The organism is Thermodesulforhabdaceae bacterium (genome assembly GCA_037482015.1).
GTDB lineage: Bacteria > Desulfobacterota > Syntrophobacteria > Syntrophobacterales > Thermodesulforhabdaceae > JAOACS01.
Genome location: JBBFKT010000005.1, coordinates 77564 through 94816, shown reverse-complemented (window position 1 = coordinate 94816; position 17253 = coordinate 77564). Strand labels below are relative to the sequence as shown.

16 protein-coding genes are annotated in these 17253 nt (G+C 40.9%); 9 read left to right on the top strand and 7 right to left on the bottom strand.

Annotated elements, in window-relative coordinates:
- Positions 1-32: 32 nt before the first annotated feature.
- The 9 genes from WHS38_07685 to fliS all read left to right on the top strand — a co-directional run bounded on the left by WHS38_07685 (position 33) and on the right by fliS (position 10821).
- On the top strand, positions 33-1760 hold the full coding sequence (locus WHS38_07685; protein MEJ5300854.1) for a glycosyltransferase: 1728 nt from the start codon (positions 33-35) through the stop codon (positions 1758-1760).
- A 9-nt stretch (positions 1761-1769) separates the two neighbouring features.
- Complete coding sequence (locus WHS38_07680; protein MEJ5300853.1) at positions 1770-2795, top strand: glycosyltransferase; 1026 nt, start codon at positions 1770-1772, stop codon at positions 2793-2795.
- A complete protein-coding gene (locus WHS38_07675; protein MEJ5300852.1) occupies positions 2795-4423 on the top strand; it encodes a glycosyltransferase in 1629 nt (542 codons plus the stop codon). The genes WHS38_07680 and WHS38_07675 overlap by 1 nt, the downstream gene beginning before the upstream one ends.
- Positions 4420-5952: a glycosyltransferase family 9 protein gene (locus WHS38_07670; protein ID MEJ5300851.1), complete on the top strand. Its 1533-nt coding sequence runs from the start codon at positions 4420-4422 to the stop codon at positions 5950-5952. Before WHS38_07675 ends, WHS38_07670 begins: the two co-directional genes overlap by 4 nt.
- A complete protein-coding gene (locus WHS38_07665) occupies positions 5922-7541 on the top strand; it encodes a glycosyltransferase (GenBank protein ID MEJ5300850.1) in 1620 nt (539 codons plus the stop codon). Before WHS38_07670 ends, WHS38_07665 begins: the two co-directional genes overlap by 31 nt.
- A 137-nt stretch (positions 7542-7678) precedes the next feature.
- Positions 7679-8503 carry a flagellin gene (locus WHS38_07660; GenBank protein MEJ5300849.1) on the top strand — a complete coding sequence of 275 codons (825 nt, stop codon included), beginning with the start codon at positions 7679-7681 and terminating at the stop codon, positions 8501-8503.
- A gap of 160 nt (positions 8504-8663) precedes the next feature.
- Positions 8664-9959 (top strand): flagellar filament capping protein FliD, encoded by a 1296-nt coding sequence (fliD, locus tag WHS38_07655; GenBank protein ID MEJ5300848.1) that lies wholly within the window; start codon positions 8664-8666, stop codon positions 9957-9959.
- A gap of 20 nt (positions 9960-9979) precedes the next feature.
- Complete coding sequence (locus WHS38_07650) at positions 9980-10399, top strand: hypothetical protein (GenBank protein MEJ5300847.1); 420 nt, start codon at positions 9980-9982, stop codon at positions 10397-10399.
- Between the two features lie 17 nt (positions 10400-10416).
- Positions 10417-10821: a flagellar export chaperone FliS gene (gene fliS, locus WHS38_07645; protein MEJ5300846.1), complete on the top strand. Its 405-nt coding sequence runs from the start codon at positions 10417-10419 to the stop codon at positions 10819-10821.
- Between the two features lie 9 nt (positions 10822-10830).
- On the opposite strand, the gene WHS38_07640 is transcribed toward fliS, so the two are convergent.
- Genes WHS38_07640 through WHS38_07610 form a run of 7 tightly spaced genes read right to left on the bottom strand, consistent with a single transcriptional unit; the run spans position 10831 to position 17176 of the window.
- A complete protein-coding gene (locus tag WHS38_07640; GenBank protein MEJ5300845.1) occupies positions 10831-11613 on the bottom strand; it encodes a glycosyltransferase family 2 protein in 783 nt (260 codons plus the stop codon).
- A gap of 26 nt (positions 11614-11639) precedes the next feature.
- Positions 11640-11978, bottom strand: coding sequence for a hypothetical protein (locus WHS38_07635; protein ID MEJ5300844.1), 339 nt, complete (start codon positions 11976-11978; stop codon positions 11640-11642).
- 26 nt (positions 11979-12004) lie between these two features.
- On the bottom strand, positions 12005-12280 hold the full coding sequence (locus WHS38_07630) for an acylphosphatase (GenBank protein ID MEJ5300843.1): 276 nt from the start codon (positions 12278-12280) through the stop codon (positions 12005-12007).
- 31 nt (positions 12281-12311) lie between these two features.
- The gene (gene ligA / locus WHS38_07625) at positions 12312-14375 is read right to left on the bottom strand and encodes an NAD-dependent DNA ligase LigA (GenBank protein MEJ5300842.1); all 2064 of its coding nucleotides are present in this window, start codon (positions 14373-14375) and stop codon (positions 12312-12314) included.
- Between the two features lie 39 nt (positions 14376-14414).
- A complete protein-coding gene (locus tag WHS38_07620) occupies positions 14415-15179 on the bottom strand; it encodes a nucleoside phosphorylase (protein ID MEJ5300841.1) in 765 nt (254 codons plus the stop codon).
- A 48-nt stretch (positions 15180-15227) separates the two neighbouring features.
- Complete coding sequence (locus tag WHS38_07615; protein ID MEJ5300840.1) at positions 15228-16049, bottom strand: ABC transporter permease; 822 nt, start codon at positions 16047-16049, stop codon at positions 15228-15230.
- A gap of 8 nt (positions 16050-16057) precedes the next feature.
- Positions 16058-17176 (bottom strand): divergent polysaccharide deacetylase family protein, encoded by a 1119-nt coding sequence (locus tag WHS38_07610; GenBank protein MEJ5300839.1) that lies wholly within the window; start codon positions 17174-17176, stop codon positions 16058-16060.
- Positions 17177-17253 lie beyond the last annotated feature (77 nt).

Genomic DNA, 17253 nt, shown 5'->3' with positions numbered 1-17253 from the left:
GACCTGCCGATTGCCCTGCCCATCATTTAAGCATGCTAATTGATGCTCCATCTACTGGCATATTGGTTAAAAACCTCCATGCTCTCTCAGCTGTAGGGCACGGCGACTTAGTAAAACGTTTAGAATCGCCGGCAGGTGGGGCTCCTATAGAAGTTCTTAAAGATCCTTCCGGGAAAATAAATGTTCGTTTTATCGGATGGCACCATCCATGGTTACATGACCAGCAGACCATCCCCAAAATAAAAGAAAAGCTAAAAAATGATCCTTTCATTCGATCCTCTATTCTTCTTTTAGGCATAGGATTGGGTTTTGAACTCGATGCTATATTGAGCGAAACTTCTTCAAAAATAAAAATTTTTGCCTATGAGCGCTACCCGGAGTTGCTCAAACTTGCCCTCAGCATGAGAGATTATTCAAGGGAAATTTTTTCCAACCGTATTATCTTCCTTTTAGGCTCTGATCTTGCAGCCTATCCATGGGATCATGAAAATTTGCCAGGATTAATTTTTCACCCAATACTTGGAACAATCTATCAGGAAGAATGTCTTTGGTGGGAAAAACACCATGCCGGTTTCCAAAGGCCTCTTACCTGCCTTGTAAATTCCAAGGGGCTGTTAGCAAGAGATATCCTGGATGAATTCCTGAGTATGGGAATCAATGCCTATCCCATCGATGTTGAAGCATTGTCTCCATCAGAAATAACCTCGCAAATTAAAAAGTTATCTCCCCACTTCCTTATGACGATAAATCATGTAAAAGGACTTCCAAAAATTTGCGCTAGACTGGGCATTCCCCTAGTTATATGGGAAATTGATCCGAGAATTGAATTACTTCCCGATGATGAAATCAGTTCAGAAGCCGTTAGGAACACGGTTCGCATCTATACCTACAAGCGAAGTCTTGTAACCGACTACACAAAAACAGGATTTCGACACGCAAAATATTTGCCCCTTGCAGCCAACACCAGAAAATACCGTCCTATGAAAATAGATCTCAACATTTACAAAGGATACGAAGCAGATGTTTCTTTCGTTGGAAATTCCATGCAGTTACAGGGAGATTGGCTTTTGGAAAAAGCTATTTCCTTGTTAAGACGACTAAACCCGCAACTTAATGTCGAAGAAATTGTCTTTAACATGATAAATGCCCAACTTGCCTATCCTGACGCATTTGTCTTGCCTAAGCTTATCCATGATATGCTCCACCAGATGAGTTATTATTCATCGGTTGTTACAGATGAAAAGGGCAGAAAAATAAACATTGAAACATGTTTAAGCGAAAAGGCGGCATCAGAACGTCGCATCCAGGCCGTGAACACTCTTGCCGGACTTGCAAAAGAGAAAGTCGTAAAGGTCTGGGGTGATGAAGGCTGGCGCAAAAGACTATCTCCGCCCATAATTTATGCTGGACCAGCAGGGCATTTCCACGAACTTCCCGTTATATACAACGCCAGCCGGATAAACCTCGACATAAATAGACTTTATCAGAAAGATATTGTCACTCTCAGGATTTTTGACATTCTTGCCTGTAAAGCCTTCGTTCTTGCGGACGATTCTCCTGAGTTGAACTTACTCTTTAGAAAAGGCGAAGAAATTATTTCCTTCAAAAAAATCTCCCAAATCCCCTCAATATGTGAGTATTATTTGAAACACGAAGATGAAAGAAAGGAAATTGCTCAAAAAGGATACGAAAAAGTCCTTAAGGAACATAGTTTGAGAAAGCGCCTTTCTTTCATTATGGATGAGCTAAATCTTAGTTAGGAGCAAGTTGTGGCAAAAATACTGGCTGTTAAGCCTATATACGGCGGCAGTTATCCAGTTATGGGTTACGCCATCCGGGCTTTACAACAGCTCGGACATGATGTCACAGTGGTTGATTTCTCTCCTTTACTTTCCCTATTTCAGTATATAAAAACAACCAGCGATTCAGCTGCAGCCAGACTTCTTAAAGAAACAGCTTCCAGGACTCTTTTCGAGGCTATCGATAACGTGCACCCTGACATCCTGTTCGGCATTGCACAGGCACCCATCTTTTCCAGTGTTCTCAGACTATGCAAGCAGCGGGGAATACTTAGAGTCTTCTGGTTTGTTGAAGACTTTGAACGGTTCGCCTACTGGCAAAAAATAGCCTCACTTTACGACTTTTTCTTTGTGATCCAAAAAGAGCCGCTTATTAACATGCTAAAAAAGTTGGGCACACGGCCATTTTACCTTCCACTAGCAGCCGACGTTTCCATCCATCGCCCGCTTCTTTTATCGGAAGACGAAAGGCGTGAATATGGTTCCACCGTGTCTTTTGTGGGAGCGGGCTACCCAAACCGTATTACCATTTTTGAAAGACTAGATTTTAAAGATTTCAAGATCTGGGGCTCCGATTGGAACCTTACCCCCGGTTCTCCCCTTATCAAAGTTATACAAAAAAACGGGACAAGAGTTTCTGTGGAAGAATATGTTAAAATTTTTAATGCTTCAGTCGTAAACCTGAATCTTCACTCTTCTACAAACCCCCAAGAAATAGGAAAAGGTGATTTTGTAAACCCCCGAACTTTTGAAATAGCGGCATGCAGAGCCTTCCAAGTTGTTGACTCAAGATCGCTTCTTGGAGAGCTATATGCTGAAGATGAGCTAGCTGTTTGCAGAACGGTGGAAGAGATGAAGCATCTTGTTGATAGTGCAATAAAAGACGAAGCATGGAGATTGGAAATCGCTTCCAAAGGATATAGGAGAACTCTAAAAGAACACACCTATCTTCACAGGATGGCTGAACTCATTAGGATTGTTAAGGAGCACGCCTGATGAGCGCTGTGGAAATATCATGCTGTATGATTGTTAAAAACGAGGAAGCCCACATAAAAGGTTGTCTCCAAAGCCTAATCCATGAAGTGGATGAAATTGTTGTAGTTGATACAGGATCTACAGATAAAACCAAAGAGATAGTCACGTCCTTCGGACCAAAGGTGCGAATTATTGAATTTCCATGGCGAGATGACTTTGCCGAAGCCCGCAATGTATCTCTTAGAGAAGCCAAAGGATCCTGGGTTCTCACAATAGATGCCGACGAAAGGCTAAACCCCTTAGGGCGAAAGAACATCATCAGAGAACTTATAAAAGTTAAAGGTGTAGATGCCTATAGTGTGAGGATTAGAAGCTTCCATTTAGATAACGATAAAATTTCAGGCTCTTTCGATTGGGCAGTTCGCTTATTTAAAAAGCTCCCCGATGTGGAATTTTCTGGCATCATACATGAAAGTGTTTTTCCATCGCTTTTAAAACGTGGAAGCATAATAAAACAGGCTCCTTTTATCATAGATCATTTCGGCTACGAAGTTAGTCAGGATAAGCTTCGTCTAAAGCTTGAAAGAAACTTCAAACTCGCTCTAAAACAAATCCGTAAAACCCCAAAAGACCCCTATTTTCTCTATCACCTTGCACTTCCAGCATTTCAGCTAGGAAGACATCGAACTGCTCTAAGAGTCATCGACAAAGCTCACCAGATTATCAAACAGTCTAAAAACATTACCGACAAGCACCTTCACTGCTTTATCTTGAATCTTAAATCCAGGATATTGCTAGAAAAAGGAAACTATCAAGAAGCTATAGAACTCGCTGAGAATTCTCTTTCTTTGATCCCCCAACAAAGGAGCGCAAGGATCATCAAAGGAGTAGCTTATACTATTCTACACAAATGGGATGAAGCTATACCATGGCTTGAAGAAGCTTTTTATTTTCAAAATTTAGCAGGAGATCCACTCAAAGATCCATCTAGTCTGAGCATGGAACTTACAATACCGTCCAGAGACATAAAAAATTTACTGGCTCGCTGTTACGCAAATACAGGTCAACACCAAAAAGCTATTGCTATGATTAGCGATGAAAATGCTGAAATTCTCCCAGTTCTTGCAACTATAGCTATGGATAAGGGAGACATTGAAGGAGCCATCGCATATCTTGCCAACCTAGATCATCATAAGCTTACTTTTCCTACAGAACATATACTTAAATCTTTCGAGAGAATTCTATCTAAAGCATCCGATACATCATCCCATGTGGTGCAAGGCATTAACAAATTCCTGAAACTTCTAGGATTGAGACCGGATTGGAGGAAGACTCTATCACCATTTGTGGACATCATAGTTTCTCAAAAGAAAAGTTCCTGGTTTTTTAGATTGGTCGAAAAAGATGACCCAAACGACTTAAGTAACAAAAGGCTTGGAATGCTTTTGGCGATAAAAAGCGGAAACATTGATGAAGCGATAGGACAGAGCCTTTACCAGGTAAAATCTATTCTCAGCAAACCGGAAATTTCTCCTGAAGAGCAAGAAATATTAAAGCTACACGTGGGACTTTTAATTTATGCAGGCAAAAAGCGGGAAGCTTCATCACTTGTTAGAATGGTTGAAAGAATCAAGGGTGTGAAGCTATGATTCCATACAAGGTGCTGATTCTTCAGTTAACCAGAATGGGGGACATCATACAGACGATGCCATTGTTGGTTAGACTTCACGAGGAAATTCCCCGAGTGCATGTGACGTTCGTTTGCGTAGATCGTTTTGCCGAAATCATGAAAGCGGTTCCGCTGGTAAACCGATATGTAAAGATTCAACCTCAAGAGGCTGTAAAACTTAAGCTTCCCGACATGGATCAAATTCTTAACCTTCTAGCTCATCCTTTTCTAAGAGAGTCTTACGATTTAGTGATAAACCTGACTCATGATCTTTCTTCAGCCATCATAGCTAATCGTATCAATGCGAAAGAAAAAACAGGAGCAATAGCAGAAAACGGATCGGCTTATTTGGTAATCAAAGATACATGGGGACGTTATCTTTTTGCGTCTGTTAGTAACAGGGAAGAAAATTCCTTTAATCTTGTGGACATTCATATAGGGATGGGAAAAATTCGACACTCTCCCGTAAGACGCTATCTAAAAACAGATGAAAAAACTGAAGAACGTATCGAAAAGCTCTTTGCATGGCTTTCAATCTCTCGCGATCGCCCCTTAATAGCCTTTCACATGGGTGCAAACAGACTTCACAGAACCTGGAAACTTGAATATTTTTCTCAACTTGCCGAACTTCTTATAAGACATCACAATGCTCAAATTTTACTCACAGGATCAACCCAAGAAAAAACTCTCTTTGAAGAATTCTCCGCCAAAATACCCAGGATTTTCATCGAGAAAGGCCACATATTCAGCTTGATAGGTTCCACAAAAATGCAGGATCTAATAGCTGTTCTTAAGCGATGCAAACTACTTGTTAGTAATGACACAGGTCCAATCCACATTGCAGCCAGTGTGGGAACTTCTACAATAGGCATTTATCTCTCTACGGCATACCCTGGCGAAACAGCTCCATATGGTGAAGGACATTACGTTGTGTGTCCGAAAATGGAATGCTACCCCTGTATGGATGAAGCATCGGGCTTTCCTTGTGGAATTACTTGCCGAGACGCCATTACTCCATCAACCGTGTTTAAAATAGCCACAAAAGTGCTCACAGGTGACAGCACTACCGAAGAGATTCACCAGGAAGAAGCTACCATTCTCAAATCTAGATTTCTGTCAAATGGAACTCTTATATATGAACCCTACGATATTTCTGAAAATAAACTGAAACAGTCATTATTCCGCAAAAACTTGCTTAGGATTCTTTGGGACGGTCCTTTGGGAATCCCGTCGGATTTTTCAATACTTTCTTCACTACCTGAGGATGAAATAAAAAGGTGGTCTTTAAAGACAAAGGCAATTTTTGAAGAAGTCCGTGATGCTATCGTATTTAAGAAACATATTGTTAACACGTCAGATTTACTTCGGGTATCTTCATTGTTGATTGATTTTTTTAATCTCAGCATCCACAGCGGCTGTGCTGAAGATATTCCCCTTACAGTGGTTAAAATTATACAGCAGCTTACGGAGATTCAAAAATGGGCGATAAAAAACTATCGCTCTGCATGATTGTAAAAAATGAAGCTCATCAACTGGGAGAACTCCTAAACCAGGTAAAAGATGCAGTAGATGAAATTATCATTGTAGATACTGGTTCGGAAGATAACACTGTGGAAATTGCTAATCGTTATACCCCCTTTGTATTTTCGTTCCCGTGGAAGGATGATTTTGCTCTTGCTAGAAACTTTGCTCTAGAGCATGCTCACGGGGATTACTTTCTGTGGTTGGATGCCGACGATCGTTTGCCCGAAGATAGTGTCAAAAAACTTTCATTACTGAAAAAATACTTTGACAGAAAAACCTTTTTTCTGTTCATCCTTGAAGATATCAAAAACCAAAAGGTCAATTCCTGTTTTTATCAAATAAGATGTGCACCTTTGAGAAAGGATATTCGGTTTCGACATAGAGTCCATGAAGAACTCCTATCATCTCTAACAGAAGCTGGTTGTAAAGGGGCTACCACTGATATTGTTATACGCCACTACGGTTATACTGATCCAGTTATTCTTAAGAGAAAGATGAAAAGAAATCTTGAACTTCTACTAAAAGACTTTGATTTTAGGCGTCACAGTGCGGACTATATCCTGCTGCTTGCTATTTCCTATCTTTACTTTGAAAGACACGACGAAGCATTATCTGTGCTGAAGGACTATATCGAACAACATTCCTTTAATACTGTAAATAGGGTCGCTTTAGGCGAGATTTATCAAATGCTTGGACACATAGAATCCCTGAGAAACAACAAAGCAGAAGCTCTACGCTGGTTTGTAAGAGCAGAAGCGATTGGAGAGTTGGGGAAAGCGGAGCTATACAGACTGGGGTGTTTTTATGAAACTCTCGGAGAGTTTAAACGAGCTTTGCGATCCTTCCAGCTTTCTCTTGACGCACCATATTCGATCCGCCCTGTTCCAACCATCCCGGATCCTCCCAAATGGGAAGTTAACCTCAGAATAACGGGGATTTTGCTGGGGTTAGGTAAATATGAAGAAGCTAAAAACTTTTTCAAAGAGGCAACAAATGATCTATCGAAGGATAGAGCTTTCGACTGGTTAATGTGGCATCTTATAGCCCTGGAACAATATTCAACTTCCGAAAAAGTTATTGGTGAGCTGGGCCATGATAGGAAAATACCAGAAGACAAGCATCAATTCTATAAGGGCATCACGTCTCTTTTTTCGGGAAACATAGAAGAAGCTATGAAAAATCTACATGCCAGCCTTAGAAAAGACAGAGAGAACAAACATTGCAAACGAGGATTAGCTCTGGGGTATCTTCTAAACGGATCCTACCATAGAGCCCTGGGACTCTATAAAGAGTTGGTTTTAAGTGGTGTCTTAGAGTATGACGTAATCATTGGGGGGCTTTTCTGCAGTATTATGAAAAATGGGCAGAACATAGAAATTTTCGAAAAAACCTTTAGAAGATTTGAACAACCCGAAGAGACAAACTTCCAAGATTATCAGATTAAAATGTCATGGGAGAAAACCAGATTGTTGAACAATCTGATTGTTGCCTTAGAACAGGCAAAAAAAGAAGGACGACCCGAAACTCTTCCATTTATAAGGCTTATTCTGAAAATTATAAAAAAAGCCTTTTAGACTTCAGAAAATTACTAAAGTTTTCCGATAACTCGTCCGATTTTAGGGATTGAAAGGACATGCTAAACACAAAACCAAGAACAAAAAGGCGGTGAACAGGAAAGTCACCGTTACCAGCAAAACAAGGAGGTATAACTATGGGACTCAGAATTAACACAAACATAGAAGCAATAAATGTACACAGAAACCTTTTGCTAACTAACAAAAACCTTGCTGACTCTATGAAGAGACTTTCTTCCGGCTATAGAGTCAACTCTGCCAAGGATGATGCATCTGGTTTTGCTGTTGCTAACAAATTCAGAGCTGACATTGCATCACTTAAGGTAGCCCGCCAGAACGCATCGGAAGCACAATCAATGCTTCAAATAGCAGATGGAGCTTACAGCAAAATTTACGACATTTTGGTCAGGATGAAAGAACTTGCCACTCAGGCAGCTTCTGATCAAACTGTCCAGACGCAGCTTACATCTGAATTTATGAACCTTCAGTCTGAAATTACTCGTATTGCTCAATCTACTAAGTATAATACCACTGTTCTTATTAGCGGTGGAGACATTGCTACGGATGGTCTTACCTTCCAGATCGGTCAGACAAATGGTGCTGAATTTCAATTGAACATCAGACTAGCTACTGCTGACGCTGATGCTCTAGGAGTTGAGGACATTTCAATTGAAACCGCTGCCAGTGCAAGAGAAGCTATGGATGCCATTGACAGCGCAATTACCAGCATCAACCAGTATATGAGCCAGATCGGAGCCAATCAGAACAGACTGCAATACACGATGGAAAACCTTGAAATCAGCATTGAAAACTTCTCTGCATCCGAATCGACCATAAGAGATGTGGATATGGCAGAGGAAGCTACAAGGTTCACTAAATTCATGATTCTCCAGCAATCCGGTATTGCAATGCTTGCTCAAGCCAATATGGCTCCTCAGCGACTGGTCCAACTTCTGGGCTAAGTTCTAACTTAACTTACCAAGACATAATGCACGCAAGCGGGCTTTCGAGCCCGCTTTATTTTTTGGCACAGTCATTGCTTTTAAAAAATAATTGAAGAAGAAGAACAACAATGCCGAATATATAAACGGATTGGATTGACTATGAGAGGAGGGCCACATCATGGGTATCAGCGTTAGTGGTCTCAGCAGCGGAATAAACTGGCAGGACATTCTGGACAAGCTCCAGTCCACCATGCAGAAAAAAATAGACCTTATTAAAAATCAGCAAGATACTTTAAACGACAGACTCACTGCATGGAAGGATTTAGGATCAAAACTTTCGGAACTTAAGAATGCCGCAAACGACTTAAGAGACCCCTGGGATTACAATGCGTTTGCGGCAAAGACAACATCTTCAAATGCTTCGGTCTCTCCCGATTCTTTATTTTCTGTCAGTCTAGGATCAACGGCGTCAGCCGGAGTTTACCAAATTCAGGTGCATCAGACTGCAGATTACCAAAAGGAATTCAGCGAATCTTTTACATCCCTGGATCAAGACGCTGGGAAAACAGGTTATCTGCAAATCGGCGGTCAAAACGTATCTCTAGACGGTAAAAGCCTTAACCAAATCAGATCAGACATTAATGCTCTTAATGCAGGTGTATCGGCAAATATTGTAAAAGTGGCAGATAACGACTACAGGCTTGTTCTCGTAAGCAAGAACACAGGTGCAGAGGGATTTTCTTTTGATGCTTCAAATTCCAACATGACCTTTACTCACCAGGCAGGTCAGGATGCGATTATTTCCATAGATGGTCTCACAATACAACGATCCACCAACACAATATCTGATGCCATACAGGGAGTTACCTTCCAGTTAAACAAAGCTGATTCGTCAACGACTGTAACTCTTTCAGTCGATCGAGATTATTCAGCAATAAAAGATAAGGTAAAAAAGTTTGTCGATTCTTACAACGCCGTTCTGGACGAAATTGGAAAGCATATTACGGGCAACACTACGGTTGGAGCTAAGTCAGGGGTTCTTAATTCGGACTTTACTCTTCAGACAGTAAAATCCAACATCCAGAATGTATATTTGAAAGGTGAGCTTTTTAAGCTTGGGATAACAATAAACGATAACAATCGTCTGGAATTTGATGAAACAACCTTTAATCAGGCTATCCAATCTGACTTTGACGGTTCAACGTCAAAATTACAGACCTTCGCAACCAACATGTATAACCAGCTTAACAGATTGACAGATCCAATTGACGGAACTCTGACGCTAAAAGAAAATAGTCTTCAAAATATGATAAAAAGACTTGATGATCGGATAAATTCGGAGCAAACTCGAATTGATAGACAAATCGAAGCAATGAGAAAGCAATTTGAAGCTATGGAATCGGCTTTTTCGCAAATGCAGGCTCAGTCTAATTGGCTAGGTGCTCAATTGGCGGGCCTTAGTAGAGCTGGATAAAAAACCGACTGGAAAGAAAAATGGGCAATGAGGATGTTTATATCGGACAAAAAAGTCGGTTACATACACTATTCGAAGAATCGCTTGCAAAAATCGAGGAACTCAAAGCTTGCACTGAAGCCATTGCGGATGATGCCTATGGTGAAATAGGAGAATTAGAAAAACTTGTCAAAAGATGCCAGGTGCTCAGAACTGAAATTGACAAGACCCTTGAAGAAATGAATAAACTCCTTGCCACGGTTTCTAAATATTTTGATCAAGACAATGACTTAAGGACATGGTATAGAGTTTTCCGGGAAAAACTTAGAGAAGCCCAAGATATTACTCTACGAGCCATGCACAACCTCAATCTGAATATGGAAAAGCTTGATAAAGCTATGACTCGCATAAGGCAAACCAACAAAGCAATTCGAGGCTACGAAAAACACAGGACATTCTAAAATAAAGGAGGATCTTTATGACACACCCTATTGATGCCTATCGCAAAACCAAACTTGAAACGATAGATCCCTTAAAACTTATAGTTATGTGTTACGAAGCGATCATAAAAGACTTACAGGATGCTAAAAAGTTTCACCAGGAGCGAAACATCGAAGGATCCTACGACAAAGTCAGACACGCTCAGGACTTAATCACAGAACTACTTGTTGGACTTGATTATGAACGAGGCGGTGAAATTGCTGTAAATCTTGGGAGAATCTATAACTTTGTGCTAAGGCAACTTATCACCGTAAACACAAGAACCAAACCTGAATATTACGATCCTCTCATAAGGATCATGGAAAGCCTGAAGGAAGCGTGGGATCAAATAGCTAGTCAGCAACAGGTTCAACCGCTAAGTCCAGGTTCGTTTACGGCATAGTTTGCTAGTTTAGTGGGGTCGAATAGAAATTTGATTACACTTTGTAGAATTAAGGAATGTGTATTTTGCCCAGGTTGCTATTGAACCAATAGTCGCAAGGGCAAAACCATGGAATCCATCCAAAAGTCCGAGCCTAAAAAAATATCGATACAAAAAGGTGTAGAGAGGTCGCAAAGTATAGTGATACCAGCGAACTCTCACACCTCTTTCGTAAAGATCCATGGCGCTCATTTCAGAATAGCGAATTTGCTTTAGTAAATACGCCTTCAAATCGCCACATTGATAATGCAAGATGTCCACAGGCAGTTTTCTCCAGGGGGGATCTACAATAAACCTTTCATGAACCCTCAACGCACTCCAGCGTCCCTTATTCTTATTATAAAGCCTGCCCTTGTAATCTGGATAAAACCCGCCGTGCCGTATCCACCTGCCGCAAAAGAAAGTCTTTCGCCTAAACATGAAGCAATTGTAAAAGGAGAGGTCAGCATCAGAGAGTTGAAGAATTGCTTTCTTCATTTCGTCTGAAACTCTCTCATCTGCGTCGATCTCCAGCACCCAGTCGTGTCTGGTAAGAGACATAGCAAAGGCTTTTTGGGAAGTAAAATTTTCGAACTTATTCTTATAGAACCTCACATTACTAAAAGATCTGCAGATCTCTTCTGTGCCATCACTACTGAAGTCATCCACAACCACGACATCGTCAAGGAAAGAAAGCGATAAAAGGCATCCTTCGATGGATTTTTCTTCATTCTTCGTAATAACAAAGGCGGAAATATTTGAAGGTTGAACCATTTCCAAAAACCCTGAACTAACGATACCTACTCTCGAACGACAAGGAAATAAAAATTTATCCCTACGATAACCACAGCTCCCAGGAAAAAGCCAATTAGATTTTTAAGTTCCACATTGTCCAACTGAGCTGGCAAGGTTTTATCTATAAGATAGACGAAAGCTACAGCGGAAATCGCAACAATAATATATCGATAACGCTTTGAGATTATTATTGTTAGAATAATAATCCCCGCTACAACCCATGTAATGGGAGATTTTGACATCTCTAGCCAGTTAATACTGTGAATAAGGTCGAGAATTTTTTGAATATCGTAAGTTTTAATTATTTCCCAGACGTTAGAAAAAAATTTGCTTACGCTTTCCATAAAAGGAAGCACCTCCTCGTTATTTCTTAACGCAATATAACAAAATCAGAAAATTCGTCTTTGAAAAGTTCCTCTTCTACAACCACGTCGTCAACTCTGCTAAGGGGGCTACCACGATGACACCATTTAATCATTCGGTCCACTGCATCAGCATCCCCTTCCATAACAGCTTCTACTCTACCGTCAGGTGTATTTTTAACCCACCCTCCTACTCCTTCCTTCTTAGCTGCATCTCTCATATAAGCTCGAAAGAAGACTCCCTGAACTCTACCATCAATCCATACATGAACTCTCTTCTTCATAGCCCCTAGCACCTCCTCCTAATGTTCCAGACTAAGATTTACCCGTATATTCCAAAAATTCTGATTCTCTCATTATTCTAATTCCAAGAGAAACAGCCTTCTCGTATTTTGAACCGGGATTTTCACCAACCACCACAATATCCGTTTTTTTGCTAACACTTTTTGTCACTGTGCCTCCCATTCTTGTCACCAATTCCTCTGCCTGTTCCCTGGTCATGGAAGACAAAGCGCCCGTAAATACCACAGTTTTTCCAGTAAAGAAGGAGGCCTTATCTATAGCCTCTTCTTCGATCCCACCCGGAATTTCCATGGTCACACCTTCTTCCAGCAAATCTTGCACCATTTTTCTATTATTCGGATCGGCGAAATAATCGCTCACCGCTCCTGCTATCTTTTCGCCAACCCCTGGGATAGCCATCAGGTCTTCCTTTTTTGCGGACATAATGGCATCTATGGAAGGAAATTTTTCAGTTATCAACCGAGCGGTATAACGACCGACGTAAGGAATCCCTAGAGCAAAAAGAAACCGATCTAAAGTGGCTTTTTTGCTCTTCTCAATAGCTTCTATAAGGTTTTCGGCGGAAAGATCTCCAAAACCAGGAAGATCTACCAGATCTTTTTTTCTGAGTCTGTAAATATCTGGTATAGACTTAAGAAGTCCTCTATCTACAAGCAAATTAACCGTCTTCTCACCCAATCCATCAATATCCATGGCTTCTCTACTGGCAAAATGGATGATAGCGGCTTTTATTCTAGCTGGGCACTTTGGATTGGAACATCGGTGAGCCACTTCGCCTGAGATTCTAACTACTTCAGATCCACAAACCGGGCAAGAAGAAGGCATAACAAACTCTAGTTCCTCACCAGTCCGCCTGTCAGCTATAACTTCTACCACTTCGGGTATTACATCTCCTGCACGTTGAACAATTACCCAATCACCAACGCGGATATCCTTTCTCAGGATCTCATCATAATTATGAAGCGTTGCATTGCGAACAATAACCCCTCCAATGGACACAGGATCAAGCTCTGCAACCGGGGTAAGGATTCCGGTTCTTCCAACTTGGACTCTGATGTTCCTAACCCTCGTTTCAGCCGTGTAAGCCGAAAACTTATAAGCTATTGCCCATCTGGGGCTTCTCGTAGTTTCGCCAAGCTGCCTTTGAGCTTCAAGACTGTTTAATTTAATTACAACGCCATCAATTTCATAAGGAAGATTTTGGCGTTGGTCTCTAAGCCACTTAGCAAATTCAAGAGCATCTTGAATGGAACTACATGGTCTGCTCAAAGGGTTAACCGGCAACCCCCATTTTTTGAGAAGATTCAAAACTTCCCAATGAGAAACAACAGAAATTCCTTCTATACCACCTATACCATAGCAAAATATCTTTAAGGGACGTTGAGCCGTTATAGAAGAATCAAGCTGTCGCAAAGATCCAGCAGCAGCATTGCGAGGGTTAGCAAAAAGCGCAAGTCCCTTAGCTTGTTGTTCCTCATTAAGTTTTTGAAAATCCTTTTTTTCCATATAAACCTCTCCCCTTACTGAAAGAAAGGGAGGAGGATCAGGAGCCCCATCAAAAGCCATTAACCTTAGAGACAGTCCTCGAATAGTCTTAATATTGGGTGTAACATCTTCTCCAACTCTACCATCTCCTCTTGTGCCTCCGGCAACTAGAATTCCGTTTTCATAGATAATTTCTACTGCTACTCCATCTATCTTGGGTTCTGCTACATACAACATACCATGCGGCTTGAAAACACTGCGATCGGATGCAGATTTCAACCCCTTATGAACTCTTATGTCAAACTGTATAACATCTTCCTCCGTCATTGCGTTTTCGAGACTCAACATAGGAGTTGTGTGTTCAAAAGGTTTGAATTCTTTTAGTGGCGGATGCCCAACCTTCTGGGTTGGCGAATCGGGTGTAATAAATTGAGGATAGGCTTTTTCAAGTTGTTCAAGTTCCCGGAAAAGAGCATCGTATTCTTCGTCACTAATTACGGGTCTATCCAGAGCGTAATAGTAATAATTGTGGAGGGTAATTTCTTTTCGGAGAGACTCTATTCGTTCCTGGACCTTTTTGAGATCTTCCATCTTTTCCTCCACATAATAATCAGCTACGGACTTCAAACATCATTTCTGCGCAAAGTTTCTAAATGCCCCAAGGATAATATTCCTGGAATTTAAAAACTCCGATGATTTCATGCCTGGCTTCCATTTAAGATTAGCTAGACTATCAGAAACCAAAAGCATTACACCCAAGGATATTCCTCTAAACCTCGCTACACTTATTAGAGCTGAAGTTTCCATATCTACTCCAAGGACTCCACGGTTTTGATAAAAAATAACCTTCGAGATAGTTTCCCGATAGGGGGCATCAGTAGTCCATACACTGCCCGAATGACATCTAACATCCTGAGTCTTCATGTAATCAACAAGAAGCTTAAATTCTTCGGGGATCTTCGGAGTTGTGATAAAACCACCAAAATCGCCTATACTTCCGTGCTCACATGAAACAACATAATGATGGGACGTCCCTTCTTCAGAATAGGCTCCGGTCGGAATAACCACGTCACCAATTCTCACATAATCTTGCAGAGATCCACACCACCCCAAGACGATAACTTCCCGAACCCCGAGAGCAATAAGTTTCTCGAGGATCATCACCGCCTGTGGAGATCCTAGCAAAGGCCCCACAATACATATTTTATTGTTATCTTCAATATGGTAAAGCCGGCTCAAGAAAATACTTCTACTTTGACGAACCCCTTTCATTATAGAAACAAGCTCATCAAGATCTTCCGGCACAATGACCATCAGAGCCTTTGAAGGGAGAAGAGATTCCTTTTGACCACGTCTAGGTTCAATTAAGACTCTGTTATCATATGTCCACCACATAGGCTACTCTATTGAACAAATAATTTAGCTATCTAATTGAGTCTATCATTACATCACCGAAGAAAAATCCTCTTTAAGTTTTCCAAAAAAGAACCCACCAAAAACATATAAAGCGAGAGAAACAAACAGGATATACGTCAAATGCCACATATCAAATTGCCCGACCCCAAGAAGCACCCAACGGTAGCTTTCAATCAAGCAAAAAAGCGGATTTAATTGAGTAATATGTTTAAAGGCTTCGGGAAGAAGATCGTAAGGATAAACTATGGGGGTTGCATAAAACCAAATGGTCATGAGAAGAGGTAAAACATGCCCTACATCTCTCCAAAAAACATTTACAGCACCAACAATCCATCCCAGACCTATCGAAAAAGACAACTGGATTATGAAAGGAAGGGGTAACAAGAATAAATGCCACCAGTAATTCCTGAGCGTATCCAATTTCGCTATAAAGAGATAAATCAGAAATATTCCGCATCCAATAACAAGTTGAACCATACTACTTATTACAGCGACTGGTATAAGAACCTCCGAAGGAAAGAAAACTTTTTTGACTAGATAACTCTGTTCAACAACAGCCGTGCAGGAACGGGAAATACCTTCACTAAAAGCAATCCATGGAATCAACCCGCAAATCAGAAACTCAAAAAAGCCGTATGCTCCCGATTTTATGGACAGGCGAAATACAAGGGAACAGACAAAATAGTAAATCCCAACCAGAACAACTGGATGCAGAATTGCCCAGAAGAATCCAAGAAAAGATCCTGTATAACGCCCCACCAGATCCTTCTTTACAAGGCTTGTAATGAGTTGCCAGCGAGAAAAAGGCGCAATAACAAGGGAGAGCAATAAGCTGTTTTGACGTGTCATTGCTGTTATCACCTTCTGACATCGAGAGAGACTATTTCAAGATTTTTACTGCGAGTCTCCGTAAGTCCTTTTTGCAACAATTCTAAAGTAACTCTGTGAGGATGGCCAATGGCGATGGTTAACTCCTTTGTCTTCGCAACATCAAAAAGTCTTACCAACTGGGCGCGAGTGAAAGACACAGTAACTTCATGATCCAAAAAAACATCTCTTCTAAGGCAGGGCACACCAACTTCACGAGCCACATCACAAGCAACAGTTTTATCGGTTGTTGCACTATCGATAAAAAACAGCTTCTTTTCCTTAACTAGCTCTAGAAAAACACTCATAGCTTCTCGATTTTCAGTAAATCTGGAGCCCATATGGTTATTGACACCAACCGCTCCGGGAACTTGCTCCAAAGCTTTAAAAAAAAGCCTCCTCTGCGTTTCCTTATCTTGTCCCATAAGTAAAGCCCCTTTGCCGGGGTTCTTTTCAGGATAACCGTGAGGTTCCATAGGCATGTGAAGAAGCACGACTTTGCCATGTTCTTTGGCAAGTCGAGCAACTTCTCGCGAATAGGGCTCATAGGGTAATACCGCAAAAGCAATAGGATATGGGAGTGCTATAAATTTTCTAGCAATATCTATACTGCCTCCCATGTCATCTATAATGATGCTGATCTTCCTCTGGGTGCTAAATACAGCAGAATGAGTTGTAGAAATGTTTTTGGGTGAGTTCTTGCCGTTCAACCCCAAATTATTACCATCATCCTTCTCAGGCTTATTGGCATCATAAGAGCTAGACGGTGTAGTGTTTTGACTTTCCATAAGGCTCGATGAAGATGTAGTTGAAGGAAGTGAATGACGATTCTCAAGAGGGGAAGAATTTTTAGACTCTTTAACTCCAGAACTCCCTTGAGATGTGTCTTTACTTGAATATTCCTCAACAACTTTTTGACGTAGTTCAGACTTTTTGGATGACCAATTATAAGCCCACAGGAGAAGTCCAACCCAGATAATTGCTCCAAGGATCCACAAATTTATTAAAAACCTTCTAAGACTGGTTTTTGAGGCATGTCTAACCTGGTCACTATCACCTTTTTTGTTTTTTTTCACTTCCCTAGCCGAATTTCTCAAAATCTTTGCCATCGTTTCAAAAAACATCCTTTTATGGACATTTCTAAAAAAGGAAATCCATCGTCTAATAAGCCGCTAAAAATAACCAT

Coding starts and splice junctions, on each gene's coding strand:
- WHS38_07685 (MEJ5300854.1), top strand. CDS start 33: ATGCTAATTGATGCTCCATCTACTGGCATATTGGTTAAAAACCTCCAT.
- WHS38_07675 (MEJ5300852.1), top strand. CDS start 2,795: ATGAGCGCTGTGGAAATATCATGCTGTATGATTGTTAAAAACGAGGAA.
- WHS38_07670 (MEJ5300851.1), top strand. CDS start 4,420: ATGATTCCATACAAGGTGCTGATTCTTCAGTTAACCAGAATGGGGGAC.
- WHS38_07665 (MEJ5300850.1), top strand. CDS start 5,922: ATGGGCGATAAAAAACTATCGCTCTGCATGATTGTAAAAAATGAAGCT.
- WHS38_07660 (MEJ5300849.1), top strand. CDS start 7,679: ATGGGACTCAGAATTAACACAAACATAGAAGCAATAAATGTACACAGA.
- fliD (MEJ5300848.1), top strand. CDS start 8,664: ATGGGTATCAGCGTTAGTGGTCTCAGCAGCGGAATAAACTGGCAGGAC.
- WHS38_07650 (MEJ5300847.1), top strand. CDS start 9,980: ATGGGCAATGAGGATGTTTATATCGGACAAAAAAGTCGGTTACATACA.
- fliS (MEJ5300846.1), top strand. CDS start 10,417: ATGACACACCCTATTGATGCCTATCGCAAAACCAAACTTGAAACGATA.
- WHS38_07640 (MEJ5300845.1), bottom strand. CDS start 11,613: ATGGTTCAACCTTCAAATATTTCCGCCTTTGTTATTACGAAGAATGAA.
- WHS38_07635 (MEJ5300844.1), bottom strand. CDS start 11,978: ATGGAAAGCGTAAGCAAATTTTTTTCTAACGTCTGGGAAATAATTAAA.
- WHS38_07630 (MEJ5300843.1), bottom strand. CDS start 12,280: ATGAAGAAGAGAGTTCATGTATGGATTGATGGTAGAGTTCAGGGAGTC.
- ligA (MEJ5300842.1), bottom strand. CDS start 14,375: ATGGAAGATCTCAAAAAGGTCCAGGAACGAATAGAGTCTCTCCGAAAA.
- WHS38_07620 (MEJ5300841.1), bottom strand. CDS start 15,179: ATGTGGTGGACATATGATAACAGAGTCTTAATTGAACCTAGACGTGGT.
- WHS38_07615 (MEJ5300840.1), bottom strand. CDS start 16,049: ATGACACGTCAAAACAGCTTATTGCTCTCCCTTGTTATTGCGCCTTTT.
- WHS38_07610 (MEJ5300839.1), bottom strand. CDS start 17,176: ATGGCAAAGATTTTGAGAAATTCGGCTAGGGAAGTGAAAAAAAACAAA.